12 protein-coding genes are annotated in these 14391 nt (G+C 50.9%); 3 read left to right on the top strand and 9 right to left on the bottom strand.

Annotation, left to right across the window (positions count from 1 at the left end):
* Positions 1 to 244: 244 nt before the first annotated feature.
* Positions 245 to 1333, bottom strand: coding sequence for an LptF/LptG family permease (locus DRJ53_RS09625; protein ID WP_114235412.1), 1089 nt, complete (start codon positions 1331 to 1333; stop codon positions 245 to 247).
* A gap of 250 nt (positions 1334 to 1583) precedes the next feature.
* A complete protein-coding gene (gene tgt, locus DRJ53_RS09620) occupies positions 1584 to 2723 on the bottom strand; it encodes a tRNA guanosine(34) transglycosylase Tgt (RefSeq protein ID WP_114235411.1) in 1140 nt (379 codons plus the stop codon).
* Positions 2724 to 3026: 303 nt separating this feature from the next.
* Between tgt and DRJ53_RS09615 the strand changes: the two genes are divergently transcribed.
* Together DRJ53_RS09615 and rsmG are read left to right on the top strand one after the other, a co-directional pair.
* Positions 3027 to 4142 carry a glycosyltransferase gene (locus DRJ53_RS09615; RefSeq protein WP_241558508.1) on the top strand — a complete coding sequence of 372 codons (1116 nt, stop codon included), beginning with the start codon at positions 3027 to 3029 and terminating at the stop codon, positions 4140 to 4142.
* A 502-nt stretch (positions 4143 to 4644) separates the two neighbouring features.
* Positions 4645 to 5292 (top strand): 16S rRNA (guanine(527)-N(7))-methyltransferase RsmG, encoded by a 648-nt coding sequence (rsmG, locus tag DRJ53_RS09610; RefSeq protein ID WP_114235409.1) that lies wholly within the window; start codon positions 4645 to 4647, stop codon positions 5290 to 5292.
* A 73-nt stretch (positions 5293 to 5365) separates the two neighbouring features.
* Here the strand turns inward: rsmG and DRJ53_RS09605 are convergent, their stop codons facing one another.
* A complete protein-coding gene (locus DRJ53_RS09605) occupies positions 5366 to 6040 on the bottom strand; it encodes an ABC transporter ATP-binding protein (protein WP_241558507.1) in 675 nt (224 codons plus the stop codon).
* Positions 6041 to 6364: 324 nt separating this feature from the next.
* Between DRJ53_RS09605 and DRJ53_RS09600 the strand changes: the two genes are divergently transcribed.
* Positions 6365 to 6586, top strand: coding sequence for a DUF2795 domain-containing protein (locus DRJ53_RS09600; RefSeq protein ID WP_114235524.1), 222 nt, complete (start codon positions 6365 to 6367; stop codon positions 6584 to 6586).
* Positions 6587 to 6708: 122 nt separating this feature from the next.
* On the opposite strand, the gene DRJ53_RS09595 is transcribed toward DRJ53_RS09600, so the two are convergent.
* The 6 genes from DRJ53_RS09595 to DRJ53_RS09565 all read right to left on the bottom strand — a co-directional run bounded on the left by DRJ53_RS09595 (position 6709) and on the right by DRJ53_RS09565 (position 14277).
* Positions 6709 to 7536, bottom strand: coding sequence for an enoyl-ACP reductase FabI (locus tag DRJ53_RS09595; protein WP_114235408.1), 828 nt, complete (start codon positions 7534 to 7536; stop codon positions 6709 to 6711).
* Between the two features lie 90 nt (positions 7537 to 7626).
* Positions 7627 to 8889: a tetratricopeptide repeat protein gene (locus tag DRJ53_RS09590; RefSeq protein WP_114235407.1), complete on the bottom strand. Its 1263-nt coding sequence runs from the start codon at positions 8887 to 8889 to the stop codon at positions 7627 to 7629.
* Positions 8889 to 10208 carry an AAA family ATPase gene (locus DRJ53_RS09585; protein ID WP_114235523.1) on the bottom strand — a complete coding sequence of 440 codons (1320 nt, stop codon included), beginning with the start codon at positions 10206 to 10208 and terminating at the stop codon, positions 8889 to 8891. The genes DRJ53_RS09590 and DRJ53_RS09585 overlap by 1 nt, the downstream gene beginning before the upstream one ends.
* 225 nt (positions 10209 to 10433) lie before the next feature.
* Positions 10434 to 12089, bottom strand: coding sequence for a DNA repair protein RecN (gene recN / locus DRJ53_RS09580; protein WP_114235406.1), 1656 nt, complete (start codon positions 12087 to 12089; stop codon positions 10434 to 10436).
* Between the two features lie 225 nt (positions 12090 to 12314).
* Positions 12315 to 13070, bottom strand: a complete 756-nt coding sequence (locus DRJ53_RS09570) for a zinc ribbon domain-containing protein (RefSeq protein WP_114235404.1) — start codon at positions 13068 to 13070, stop codon at positions 12315 to 12317.
* A gap of 109 nt (positions 13071 to 13179) precedes the next feature.
* Positions 13180 to 14277: a Nif3-like dinuclear metal center hexameric protein gene (locus DRJ53_RS09565; RefSeq protein ID WP_114235522.1), complete on the bottom strand. Its 1098-nt coding sequence runs from the start codon at positions 14275 to 14277 to the stop codon at positions 13180 to 13182.
* Positions 14278 to 14391 lie beyond the last annotated feature (114 nt).

Raw genomic sequence — 14391 nt, 5'->3', positions numbered from 1 at the left:
TTGCCGCCATCAAAAACAACAAGATCAATCGGTGCAGCACATGCGCTTTGGAGGTCTATTATTTTGACAGCCCCCTAAAAATAAGCAGGACAGTTATTTTAATTACGTTAAAGGTTTACAAAAACGACGACGGCCGTTTTTGGGCCGGTGGCGGCGTAAAATGGCAGGTCAAAAATGGAAATGCCCATTTGAATTAGACCAATAAATCCATCCTGCTTTTTTGTTTTGAAACTTTCCGTCTGACTTATTTCGGCGCTTTGAGGTATAGCCGCCAGGCAACCAGCCCAAATACAATATTGGGGATCCACGCGGCCAGCAGCGGTGGCAGGTTTCCTTTTACCGAAAACACGGTGGAGAACCGGTCGGAGATAATGAAAAGCGATGCGATGCCAATACCAATGGCGAGGTGTAAGCCGCTGCCACCGCGGGTTTTGCGGCCGGCCACAATAGCACCGATCATGGTTAAGATAAGCACCGTAACCGGTGTAGCGCTGCGGCGGTATTGCTCCACTTTCAGCGCATTGAGGCCTTCGGTGCCGCGCAGTTCTTCCTTTTCAATATAGGCTGTTAGTTGCGGCGTGGAGAGCTTGTCTTTTACAAATTCGTCCTTGCGCAGTTCTTCGGGTTTCAGGTTCAGTTTCAGGTGCATTTCGGGTTTGTACGTTACCCGTTCCTTCATGCTGTCCACATGCCGCTCCACCACTTCAGAAAGTTTCCAGTCGCGGGTGGCCGTATCCCACTGCATCCGCGATGCCCGCAGGTTGTAGGCCATTTTATTGTCCTTGATGCGGTCGAGGAAAAACGAAGATGCCGACTTGGAGGCCGTGTCGTAATAGCGTACGCCAACATATGTGTTGGTATCAATGCGCAGGTAAAAACTGGATTGCCCGCCCCAGCCCGGCGTAATGCCTTTATCGAGGTACGTTACCTCAAACTGGCTGCGGATGCCGTTGGCCGCAGGTATGGCGTAGCGGTTGGCAAACCAAAGTATGGTGGCAAAAAAAATCCCGCCAATGAGGTAGGGCCGCAGCCAGCGCTTGTAGGTAACGCCTGCGGCTAAAATGGCAATCACCTCGGAGCGGAGCGCCATTTTGGAGGTAAAAAAAATCACCGCAATAAACACAAACAGCGGGTACAACAACCCCCAGATGAATGGGATAAAACCCATATAATACTGCATGAAGATCTGGCCGGTGGAAAGCCCGGTGCGTACAAATTCATCCGTTTTTTCGCTGCTGTCCACCGCCACGGCAATAACCGTAAACAGCAACATGCAAAACACAAACGTGGTGATGAATTTGCGCAGGATATACCAGTCTATCTTTTTGAGCATTGCAGGGCGAAGTAAAGTATTATGTGGTAATAGGAAAGTTTAAAGTTTAAGGTCTAAGGTTTAAAGTCGGTTGAAAAGTTAAATCGGTTAAATGGGTTCAATAGGTTTAAGGATTTCAATGGGTTCAACTGGATTCAATGCGATAAATGATAGCTAAAGACTGTTTTCTTTTCTAACACGGCTCAAAACAATTTGAACTATTGAACTTATTGAACAACATTAAACTTTAAACCTTAAACTTTAAACGTAGCTACAGCCTGGTCTTCAGCACCGGGATCATTTCACTTTTCCAACTGGCAAAGTCACCGGCGATGATGTGTTTGCGGGCTTCACGCACCAGCCACAGGTAAAACGACAGGTTTTGCACCGAAGCAATAGTGAGCCCCAACAATTCATCCGCTTTGAACAGGTGGCGCACATAAGCCTTCGAATAATAATGGCTCATTTCATTATCCAACCCTTCATCGATGGGCGAAAAATCCCGCTCCCATTTTTTATTGTCGATATTGATCACGCCCTTAGTGGTAAACAACATGGCGTTGCGGCCGTTGCGGGTGGGCATCACGCAATCAAACATATCCACGCCCAGCGCAATGTTTTCCAGAATATTCCACGGCGTGCCCACACCCATCAGGTACCGCGGTTTGTTTTGGGGTAAATGCTCGCAGCACAGCGCACAAATCTCATACATCACTTCTTCCGGTTCGCCTACGCTCAACCCGCCAATAGCGTTGCCGGTGGCCCCTTTCGAGGCAATGTATTCGCAGGATGCTTTGCGCAGGTCGTGGAAAACGGCGCCCTGCACAATCGGAAACAGGTTTTGCGTATGGCCGTATTTATCCGGCGTATTGCTAAAATGTTGCACGCAACGATCCAACCAGCGGTGCGTCAGGTTCATCGAGTCCTGCGCATATTTATAAGTACTGTTGGCGGGCGGGCATTCGTCAAACGCCATCATGATGTCGGCACCAATGGTGCGTTCAATATCCATTACTTTTTCCGGCGTAAACAAGTGCTTGCTGCCATCGATATGGCTTTGAAACATCACACCCTGTTCGTTGATTTTTCGGTTGGCCGCCAGCGAAAAAACCTGGTAGCCGCCGCTGTCAGTGAGGATGGGCCGGTCCCAGTTCATAAACCGATGCAGGCCACCGGCAGCTTCCATGGTTTCCATTCCGGGCCGTAGGTACAGGTGGTAGGTATTGCCCAAAATAATCTCCGCGTTTACCTCGGATTTCAGTTGTTGCTGCGCCACCGCTTTTACGCTGCCAATCGTGCCCACCGGCATAAAGATGGGCGTTTGAATGGTGCCGTGATCGGTGGTGATGGTGCCGGCACGGGCCGAAGTTTTCCCATCGGTATGTTGGAGGTTGAATTGTAAGGCTGCCATAAATGGGCGCAAAGGTAACCAGTGATGTACAGGATTACAGAAAGATTTGAATGATTAATTAATGCTGACGCTGGCTAAGTTTTGAAAAGCAGGGAGCGAAGCCGGGAATACACATTGACTACTAATTAGTTATTATTTATTTTATAAATCAATACCATCTTTGACAGTAGACCAATAGTATTAATCCTTATAAAATCATGTGCATCACTGGTTCGGGATATATACTTTTGCACCCGTGATGGGTATGGAGCGATTATCTTTCCGATCCTTGTAAAATCCTGCCCATCACGGGTTACTATGCTTATGACTGTGGGACTGCTGCTGTTTGGCGTTTTTGTGCTCGTTACCGGCATTCAGCTTTTTTACTACCTCTATTTTTTCCGCAGACTTGCTTTTTACAAAAACCCACCACCCCGCAGCCAGTCGCTGCAACACCCGGTTTCGGTTGTGATCTGTGCCCGGGACGAAGCCGCCAACCTGGCCCAAAACCTGCCCACCGTGCTGGAGCAGCAATATCCCACCACCCACGAAGTAATTGTGGTAAACGACAACTCTTTTGATGAATCGCGGTACCTGCTGGGCGACCTGCAAAAGCAACACCGCAAGCTCAATATCATCGACCTCACCCAGGAAGCCAAACTGATTGACGGCAAGAAATTTCCACTGTCCGTAGGCATTAAAGAAGCCCGCCACGAAGTGCTGCTGCTCACCGATGCCGACTGTGCGCCTGCATCGGAAAACTGGATGTATAAAATGCAGGATGCTTTTGGCCCCGGTGTGGAAGTGGCGCTGGGTTATGGCGCTTACATCAAACAACCCGGCCTGCTCAACAAACTGATTCGCTTCGAAACCTTTCATACCGCGCTGCAATACCTATCGTACGCCCTTGCGGGCAAACCTTATATGGGCGTGGGCCGCAACCTGGCGTACCGGAGGGGCACTTTTTTCCGCAACAAAGGTTTTGCTTCCATCAACCATGTGCCCAGCGGCGATGACGACCTGTTCATTAATAAAGTAGCCACGAGGGACAACACCACGGTGGTGCTCGATCCGGAAGCATTTACCTTATCGCTGCCCAAGCAAACCTGGACCGACTGGGTGCGGCAAAAAACAAGACATTATACCACGGGTAAATATTATAAAAAAAGCCACCAGGCCTGGCTTGGGTTGTACACGCTGTCGTTCATGCTGTTTTACCCCTTGTTTGCAGCGTCGCTTATTTTTTACGACTGGCGCTGGGCCCTGATCCCGCTCCTGGTGCGCATTGGCGTGCAGGCCATTGTTTGGGATAAAGCCATGAAGCGACTGAAAGAAGCCGACCTATATCCCTGGTTCGTACTGCTCGACCTGTGGATGTTTATTTACTACATCATTTTTGCCCCCACGCTTTGGAAGCGGCCGCGCAAAAGCTGGAAGTGACGGGAAGAATGATGAATTATTGATGATGAATTATTAATTATTGGGGGCAATCGAAATTCATAATTCATCATTCCACTTCGTCATTCGTCTGTTCCTTGTTCGTCTGTTCGTTATTCTATTTGATTTCCGGCGCCAGCAATTGGGCGTGGCCCAAGCCTGTTGGTAGCAAAATGGCTTTTACAGATTGCTTTAATTATCGTTGATCGTAGATCAACACCGCGAACCGGTGAAATATTGCAAAAAAGCAGCTGGTGGATTGGTTTGGGCTACGCCCAAAATATTTTTCCTACTGGATGTGGTGCTACCAACAGGTGTGGGCCATGCCCACATTTTTTTGCCCGCTGCCTGTTCTGCTTAATTATGTTTAAAAATGTCAGCTACGGCTACATCTCGAACATCATTCATTAATCATCATTTATAATTCCTGTGCTCCTTCCTCCTTATGTTCGACATTCCTCGTTCGTCTGTTCATCTGTTCTCAAGGCCTACCTTTGCCGCCATCATGGATGTTCTGATCAAATATTTCTCCGGCTTTACCGAACAGCAGCAGCAGCAGTTTGCGGCACTTGAAAATTTGTACAAAGACTGGAATGCCAAGATCAATGTTATTTCCCGGAAAGACATTGATGCGCTGTACGAAAAACATGTGCTGCATTCGCTGGCCATTGCCGCGGCGTTCGATTTTCCGGCGGGCAGCCACATCATCGACATCGGCACTGGCGGCGGCTTTCCGGGTGTGCCGTTGGCTATTTATTTTCCCGAAGTGCGCTTTCACCTGGTTGATAGCATCGGCAAAAAACTAAAGATCATCGAAGCAGTAAAAGAGGCCCTGAACCTGCAGAACATCACTACGCAGCACACCCGTGCTGAAGAAATAAAAAGCCAGAAATTTGATTTTGCCGTATCCCGTGCAGTAGCGCCACTGAAAGATTTGTGGCAATGGGCTAAGCCGCTGTTGAAGAAACGCGACTTTACCATCCACGAAGCAGGCGGCATTTCGGTAGTGCGCTCCGGGCTTATTTGCCTCAAAGGCGGCGACCTGGCGCAGGAGATTTTTGAAAGCAACACCAAGCCCCAAATGATGGAGATCAGCCGGCTTTTTGAAGAGGAATATTTTCAGGAAAAATACATGCTGTACGTGCCGGCTTAAGTAAAAATTTAAAGTCAAAAAAGCTGGTTCCTAAGCGGACGCCCTTTTTGAATTTTGCCTTTTTACTTTTGCCTTATTCCGCCGTTTCCGGCGCCAGGATTTTTCCGTCTTTCATCGTGATCATCCGGTCGGTAAGATGCGCCAGTTCTTCGTTGTGCGTTACAATCAAAAATGTTTGGTTGAACTCTTTGCGCAGGTCGAAAAACAACTGGTGCAGGTCGCGGGCATTGGCCGAATCGAGGTTGCCCGTGGGCTCATCGGCAAACACTACGCTGGGGTTATTAATCAGTGCCCGCGCCACGGCCACCCGCTGCTGCTCGCCACCCGACAGGGCGCCCGGTTTGTTTTCGGTGCGGTGGCTCAGCCCTAACAGTTGCAACAAATCCAGTGCACGTTTGCGCACCGCCGCTTTATTGCCGCCCTGTATCCAACCGGGAATGCACACATTTTCCAACGCCGAAAACTCGGGCAGCAGGTGGTGAAACTGAAACACAAAACCCACATGGCGGTTGCGAAACTGCGACAACCTATGGCCATCCAAGCGGCTAACTGTTTCGCCGGCCAACACCACTTCGCCGGCGTCGGGTTTATCAAGCGTGCCCAAAATATGGAGCAGCGTACTTTTGCCGGCACCCGATGATCCAACAATGCTGACGATCTCGCCGGGCTCCAGCGAAAGATCCACGCCTTTGAGCACTTCCACCGTTCCGTAACGCTTATGAATATTTTGTGCGGTCAGTATTGCCATAGTTGGGGCTAAAGGGCCCAAATATCCGTAAACTGGCGGAGCATTGAACGCATGAATGCATAAAGTTTGGGAAAAGCAACAGCCGTATTGACCGGTAAACAAAATGCAGCAGTAATGAGCTGGCTCCAATGTGCGGCGCCAAAATGGTACAATCTTCCGGCTATTTATAAACATTCAAAGGCGGCATTTCAGCTGCAGATAAAACCTCATTTGGTAATTTGGCATTTACCTTTACTTTTGCCGAAAATTGGCCCCTTTTACCCCACCAAAACTGGCATAGAATTAGGGCCAAACCAAACCATTAACAGCAAAAACAGCGATAAAATGTTCTGGACACTTGAACTAGCCTCCTACCTCGAAGACGCGCCATGGCCCGCAACCAAGGATGAGCTGATCGACTACTCCATTCGCTCTGGTGTTCCCATTGTAGTGGTGGAAAACCTGCAGGAACTGGAAGACGAAGGAGAAGTGTATGAAAGCATCGAAGACATCTGGCCCGACTACCCATCGCAGGAAGGCTTTATGTTCAACGAAGACGAATACTAAAAAATCTTTTTCCCTTTTACAAGCTGCTCCCATCCGGGGCGGCTTTTTTTGGCCCATCACTAAACGGCAAACAAAAAGCCCGCAACCAGTAAGCTGCGGGCTTTTTATTTTATGTAAAAAAATTACTCGCCTTTGTTGGCGGCTTCAATGCCGTTGATGATGGCCTCACTTACACCCACAAACGAAAATCCACCATCGTGAAACAGGTTTTGCATGGTGATGTATCGGCTCAGATCGCTGAACATAAATACGCAGTAGTTAGCGCAGGCTTCGGCCGGTGCATTGCCCAGCGGGCTCATTTTTTCGGCGTATTCAATAAAGCCGTCAAAGCCTTTAACGCCGCTGCCGGCAGTGGTGCGGGTTGGCGATTGTGAAATGGTGTTGATGCGAACTTTGTTGCGGTTGCCGTAGTAGTAGCCAAATGAACGGGCCACGCTTTCCAGTAGTGCTTTGGCATCGGCCATTTCGTTGTAATCGGGGAAGGAGCGCTGTGCGGCAATATAGCTCAGTGCCACCACCGATCCCCACTCACTCAGGGCATCCATTTCCCAGGCAGTGCGCAGCACCCGGTGCAAGCTCATCGAAGAAATGTCGAGGGTCTTTTGGTTCCACTCGTAGTTGATGTCGGTGTATGGTTTGCCTTTCCGCACATTCAGGCTCATACCAATGGAGTGCAGCACAAAATCGATCTTTCCGCCAAAATGCTCCATGGCACCTTCAAACAACTTTTTCAGGTCGTCCATATTGGTGACATCGGCGCCAATTACGGGTGCATTTACCGCTTCAGCCAGCTTGTTGATCTCACCCATGCGCAGAGCCACCGGGGCATTGGTGAGCACCAGTTGTGCGCCCTGCTCGTGGCAGGCCAGCGCCGTTTTCCAGGCAATGGATTTTTCGTCCAGCGCACCAAAGATGATTCCCTTTTTTCCCTGCAATAAGTTATTAGCCATTTGCTCTATTTTTCTGGATTGTTGCTAAACAGTCGGTTATAAGAAGGCCCAAAAGTAAAGGATTCTGCTTTTAACCCAACCAAATGAAGGCTAACGGAAAATGCCCGTCCAGCTATATAAAATAAACCCAATACCATACACTACGGCGATGGGCACCAGCACCGGCGCAAATAAGGCACCCAGCACCGAAACAAGGCCCAATGCCACCAACAGCATGGCCGCACGTTGCCGGCGCAACAACCCTTTCCACCGCAGCGGAAAAACCATTTCGCCCAGCGGGAAAGCTATGGTAAGAAGTAAAATGCCGGCCAGTTCCAGCGATACATTTTCCGGCACAGCAGCAGCCACCGACGGCACCTGCGCCACACCCAGCAAAGCCAAACCTGCAACCAGCGCCGACACCACCGAAATGGCCGACCAGCGCTCCGATAGCGTAACGGCATGTTTGCCTAAAGGATGAAACAAGAGCACGAAGTTGCAAATAGGCCCAATGGTCCATGAAGTAACCACCAGCAGCAGGTATAGGGAAACCGGTATCCACACCAGTCCTTTGGTGCTTTCGCTTGCGCCCAGCGCACCACTCACCACCCTAAACAAAACATACAGGATAATGGGCGCAGCGGTTTGCCATTTTTTGCCCTTATTGTGAAGCCAAAAACTGTATTGCAGCAGCCAGCGGTACGGCGCCACATTCGATTTAAGTGCTTCCTTCAAGCCAGAGCGGGCACCATCGTTGTTGGGGTTCAGCCGCAGCGTTTCCCTGAAATGGTGCTGCGCATCGCGGTGGCGGCCTTTTTCCAAATAGTTCCAGGCCACGGTCAGGTGTGTAAGCTCGCTGTGCGGGTCCACGGCCAGTGCATCCTGCATGGTTTCCATCGCATCGTCGGTGCGGCGTAGTTTATTGAGCGCCCTTGACCGGGCATTGAGGCTGGTGAGGTTGTCGGCTTCCAGGGCCAGGCCTTCGTTGGCTTTTTCCAACGCCGCTTCCCATTGCCTTTGCGCCAGCAGCACAAATGCCTGCATGCCATAATACTCGGCAACATAAGGCTGCAGCCCCACAGCGGTTTCGAGGTGTTCCAGCGCCGGTGCGTATTGTTCTTGCTGGTAATGGCCATAAGCCAGCAGGTAATAATAAAAACTGGCCTCGGGCCTGATGGCCAGCGCCTCGCGAATAAAGCCCATGCCGTCGGGGATATGGCCCAACTCAAAAGCGCAACGGCCCAGCAGGGCCAGCGCAGCATCGTTATAAGGTTCCTGGGCCAGCACTTCCCTTGCGGCCACCTCTGCGTCTTTTGCACGTCCCTGGGCAAGCAACAAGCCGGCACGATCGAGCAGCACACCGGTATCCACCATTATTTTTTCACTTTTAAATACTGCAAAATATCGTCGTACAGACCCGACTCGTTGGCATACAGGGCATAGTTGCGGGCCGATGCCAGCCACTCCAGCGTGGTGGCTCGGTGTTGCTTGGCCGCTTTCAGCAGGTCAGCGGTTTCAATGGGCTGAATGGCGCCTTTGGCCAGCGAATCCTGTAGCTTTTGCTCAATGGCAATATCGATGATGGCCTTCAGGTCGGCACCGGAATAATTTTCGGTAACGGCGGCTACTTTTTGCGCATCCATTCGGCCCACCGGCTTTTCGTGCAGCATGCTTTCCAGCATCTGGGTGCGGGCTTCGGTATCGGGCGGCGCCACAAAAATCACCCGGTCGAAGCGGCCCGGGCGGCGAAACGCAGCGTCCACATTCCACGGGGCGTTGGTGGCGGCCAGCACCAGCACACCTTCGTTGTTGGTGGCTACGCCATCCAACTCCGAAAGAAACTGGTTGATCACATGGCGCAGGGCATTGCCTTTCATATCGTTGCGGCTAGCGCCCATGGCGTCCACTTCATCAATAAATAAAACGCAGGGCGCATTGCGGCGGGCAATTTCAAATATCTCGTGGAGGTTTTTTTCGCTGTTGCCCATCCACATGTCCAGAATATCGTGCAGACCGATGGAGATGAATTTAGCATCGATCTCACCGGCCGTGGCTTTAGCAATAAAGGTTTTGCCGCAGCCCGGAGGGCCGTACAACAAAATGCCGCCGCCTGCCTTTTTACCAAATGCCTGGTACAGGTCGGGGTTGCGCAGCGGCTCAATAATTTTCATCGAAATTTCCCGCTTTACCCGCTCCATGCCGCCCACATCTTTAAACCGCACTGACGGTTTTTGCAAAAAATAAGCATCGTCTTCGGGCAGCAGGCCGTCTTCGTCTTCAAACTCAAAACCGTTTTGGGCGGGCATGCGCAATTGGGCATCCAGCTCTTCATCGCTAAATCCGGGGTTGAGGGCCAGCACCCGCTGGTATAATTCTACCGCATGGGCAGTGCTCCGTTCGTGTAACAGGCATTTTATATAACGTACCTGGTCGGGCAGCGAAAGTTCGTCGGAGAGCTGTTCGTAAATAACAATGGCAGCGGAACATTTACCCGTGGCATGATAGCAGGCCGCCAGGCCCAGCTTTGCATCGCGGTTGCCGTAGCTTTTTTCCAGCACCTGCTGATATTGTTTTCCGGCATCGTCAAACAGGCCATCCTGCAGCATCAGCGCGGCCACATGCATGCGCAGCGGTATATTGTCGGGCGATATGGCCAGTGCATCCAGCAGGTTTTGAATCACATCATTTTTCATAGCAGCGGAACCGGGGTTGGTGTTTGAAACTAGTTGCTTTGCGTTGGTTGTATAGCGGAGCTTAACAGGCCGGCCGTTTAAATTACATTTAATTGCAGCAGCAAGTAGGCAAATATATCTTTTCGGGCCAAAGGTGAAAAGAAATGAAGCTACCGCCGGTAAAATTGTTTGCGCCGCAGCCGGCGGCCCCAAAAGAAAAGCTCCGGCCGCACCGGAGCTTTTCCCTTAGCCTGCCACCACCATTTCGCGGGCATTTTCCAATGCCGCAGCGGTGGGTTTTTCGCCACTCAGCATTTGCGCAATGGCCACAATGCGGTCTTCAGTATTGAGCAGGCGAACGCCGGTGGTAACGGCGCCGTTTTGTACGTTTTTAAACACAAAATAATGCGCATCGGCACGGCCGGCAATCTGCGGCTGGTGCGTGATGCAAATAACCTGTCGGGCACCGGCCAGCTCTTTCATGATGATGCCCACCTGCTTGGCGGCTTCGCCGGAAATACCGGTGTCAATTTCGTCGAAAATAAGCGTGGGCAGGTTGATGCTTTGCGCCACCAAGGATTTGATGCAGAGCATGAGGCGGCTCAACTCGCCACCGGACGCCACTTTGCGCAGCGGGTTAAAATTGTTGCTGCGGTTGGCATCGAAGAGAAATTCCACTTCATCAAAACCGGTGGTGTTGAGCGCTACTTTTTTTATCGAAACTTGGATGCGGGCATTGGGCATGCCCACCTGCCGCAGCATGGCGTCCACTTTTTGCTCCAAGCCGTCCACCACTTTTTTACGGGCAGCAGATATTTTTTCCGCTGCTGCCTCGGCTTCGCCTAAAAGGCGGCTCCATTCCGCTTCCGCCGCTTTTATTTCTTCGTCGATGTGGAGCACGGCCTGCAGCTTTTCTTCGAGTGCTGCTCTTATTGCCAGTAGCTCCGCAGTGGTTTTTACACCATGTTTTTTCAGCAATTTGTATCCCAGCGAAAGCCGGTCGTTGAGTCGCTCAATAGATGCCGGGTCAAAATTGATTTCGTTGTGGATGCGGTCGGTTTCCTCGGCAATGTCCTGCAGTTCTATATAAGCCGACTCGAGGCGCTTTACCAAGTCGGGAAGGTCGCGGTGCAACTCAGCGTATTGCTGCAAGCCGCTGCACAAGCCTTTGAGTTGACGGGTCAGCGGTTCTTCGCTTTCCTCCAGGCCGTAATATGCTTTTGCCAGCGCCGTTTTGATGCCTTCGGCATTATTCAAAAGCTTTAGCTCGTTTTCAGTTTCTTCCATTTCGTCTTCCCTGAAACCGGCTTCGTCCAGCTCGTTGAATTGAAACTGGTTGTAATCGGCTTCTTTATCAAACTGGGATTTTTGCTCCCGCAATGTTTCGAACTTATTTTTGGCTGCCTGCGCCTGCGCAAACAGGCGGCGATAAGCTTTTAGGGCAGGTCCATTCCCCGCCAGCGCATCCAGCACTTCGCGTTGAAAATCGCTTTCGCCCAACTCTAGGGTATCGAATTGCTGGTGCAGGTCCACAAGCAGGTTGGTTACCTGTTGCAGTTGGCCCAAGTTTACCGGCGTATCGTTTACAAATGCGCGGCTCTTGCCGTTGGGCGCAATCTCGCGACGCACCACCACCTCCTCGCCCATGTCCAGGTCGGCTTCGCCCATCAGTTGGGCCAGCTCTTCGCTTTCGGGGGTAAAAATGCCTTCCACCACGCATTTGCGGTCGCGGTGCAGCAGGGCGCCGGTTTCGGCACGCTGGCCCAAAATAAGGCCCAACGCACCCATGATGATGGATTTACCCGCACCGGTTTCGCCGGTAAGTATATTGAGGTTGGCCGAAAATTCGATTTCCAGGCTTTCGATAATGGCGTAGTTGGTAATGTGCAGTTTTTTGAGCATAGGAGCAAAGTTCCATCGTTCACCAGTTCACGTGTTCACGAGTTCAGGGTGCAGGCGGCTTGCCTCCAACTTGTGAACTCGCGAACCCGTAAACCTGTGAACTATTGCCGGAACGGGCAGCAAATTAATCAATGCGGTGCAGATTGCGGGGCCGCCGTTGCTGTTGTTTTGATAAAAAAAAGCCGCCCCTTGCGGAGCGGCCTGTACCAATTTTCAACAGGGAAATTATTTTACCTCAACGCTATCGTTCAGGTCCGAATCCACGAGGATGCGGCCGCAGTTTTCGCATACCATAATTTTCTTACGCTGCTTGATCTCGCTTTGCTTTTGGGGCGGAATGGAGTAAAAGCAACCACCGCAGGCATCACGCTCAACCGGCACTACAGCCAGGCCATTGCGGAAGTTGTTGCGGATTTTGGTGTACGATGCCAGCAGGCGCGGATCAACGTGGCTGCGGGCTTCTTCAGCCTTATCCTGGAAACCTTTCTCCTCTTCTTCGGTAGAAGTGATGATTTTTTCCAGCTCGCCTTTTTTGTTGGTCAATACGCCTTCTTTGTTGGCGATGGCCTTTTTGGCACGCTCCAGCAACACTGCTTTTTCAGCAATTTCTTCGTTGGCGTCTTTGATGTGTTTTTCGCAAAGTTTTACCTCGAGCTGCTGCATCTCAATTTCTTTATTGATGGCTTCAAACTCGCGGTTATTTTTTACGTTCTCGCTTTGTTTTTCGTACTTGGCAACCAGATCCTGGGCTTCCTTGATGGCCGCTTTCTTTTGCTCGATGAACTCGGTGATGCCGTTGATCTCTTCCTCAATGCGGATCTGGCGGGCATGCAGCCCCTGGATTTCGTCTTCCAGATCGGCCACCTCAATGGGGAGCTCGCCTTTCAGCACACGGATCTCGTCGAGGTTCGATTCGATTTTTTGTAAAGCTACCAGTGAAGAAAGTTTTTCTTCAACCGAAAATTCTTTAACGTTAGCCATATAGAATTGTCTGATTTGTAAGTTATTATCGTGAATGGTGAATGGTCAATCGTCAATAGAGTAAGGCTAATTGGTGGAAATAAATTATTCACCATTCACCACTCCTCATTCACGAAAAATACCGCACCGGATTGGTATTCACGCTTGTTTTAAGGACGGCAAAGGTAGGAATTTTTGAATGCAAATGCTCATGGAGCAAATCGATGGTGGCGGCTTCGCTTTCGTAGTGGCCTATATCGGCGAGCACCATGCGGCCATCGGCGTCGAAAAACTCGTGGTATTTTACATCGGCGGTTACGTAAAAGTCGGCGCCCGTGCCCAGCGCTGCCCCGGTTAAAAAAGAGCCGGCACCGCCGCAAAATGCCACTTTTTTTACCGCCTTGCCGCGCAGCGCCGTGTGGCGCACCACCGGCACGCCAAAGGTGGTTTTCAGGTGTTGTAAAAATGCGGCTTCATCCATTTCGGTTTCCAGTTCGCCAACAATGCCCGCACCAATGCCCTGGTGCACATTTTCCATGGTAAAAATATCGTAGGCTACCTCTTCGTAAGGATGGCTTTGCTGTAGGGTCCGCACGATTTGCGGCTCGAGGTAAAACGGATACACGATTTCGATCTTGGTTTCCCGCTCCTCGTGGCGCTTGCCCACTTCGCCCACGAAGGGGTTGGCGCCGGCTTCGGCTTTGAAAGTGCCGGTGCCTTCGCTGTTGAAACTGCACTCGGCGTACTGGCCAATATGGCCGGCACCTGCATCGAACAGGGCCTGGCGTACAGTTTCAGCGGCATCCAACGGGGCAAAGGTGATGAGGCGGCGCAGCACTTTTCGTTTGGGCTGCAAAATGGAAATGTTTTGCAGACCTAGTTTTTCTGCTGCTTTACCGTTGACGCCGAGCAACACATGATCGAGGTTGGTGTGGGCTGCATAAATGGCAATGTCGGCTTTAATGGCCTCAATGATGGCCTGCTCGATATAATTTTTACCGTTGATGCGTTTCAGTCCTTTGAACACAATAGGGTGATGGGCAACAACCAGATTGCAACCCTTTTGTTTTGCCTCGCGGATTACCTCCGGAGTAGCATCGAGGCAAACCAGCACACCGGTGCAGGGCCACTGGCGCTGGCCGGTAATCAGGCCTGCATTGTCCCAGTCTTCCTGAAGTTCCGGGGCAGCCAGCCGCTCCAGGTGCACCAAAATATCCTGAATGATCATAATCAAGTGTTTAAAAACAGCCTTTTCGAAGTGTAAAGTGTAATTTTCAATTGGGTTTAAAACAACGCCGAAAGGTAGGTTTTTCTCCCTTTTAAAACCGCTCCAAAACCATTT

It is taken from the genome of Paracnuella aquatica (assembly GCF_003332885.2).
Taxonomy (GTDB): Bacteria; Bacteroidota; Bacteroidia; order Chitinophagales; family Chitinophagaceae; genus Flavisolibacter; species Flavisolibacter aquaticus.
Note: the sequence above shows the minus strand (reverse complement) of the source record. Positions and strands in the feature narration are given on the sequence as shown.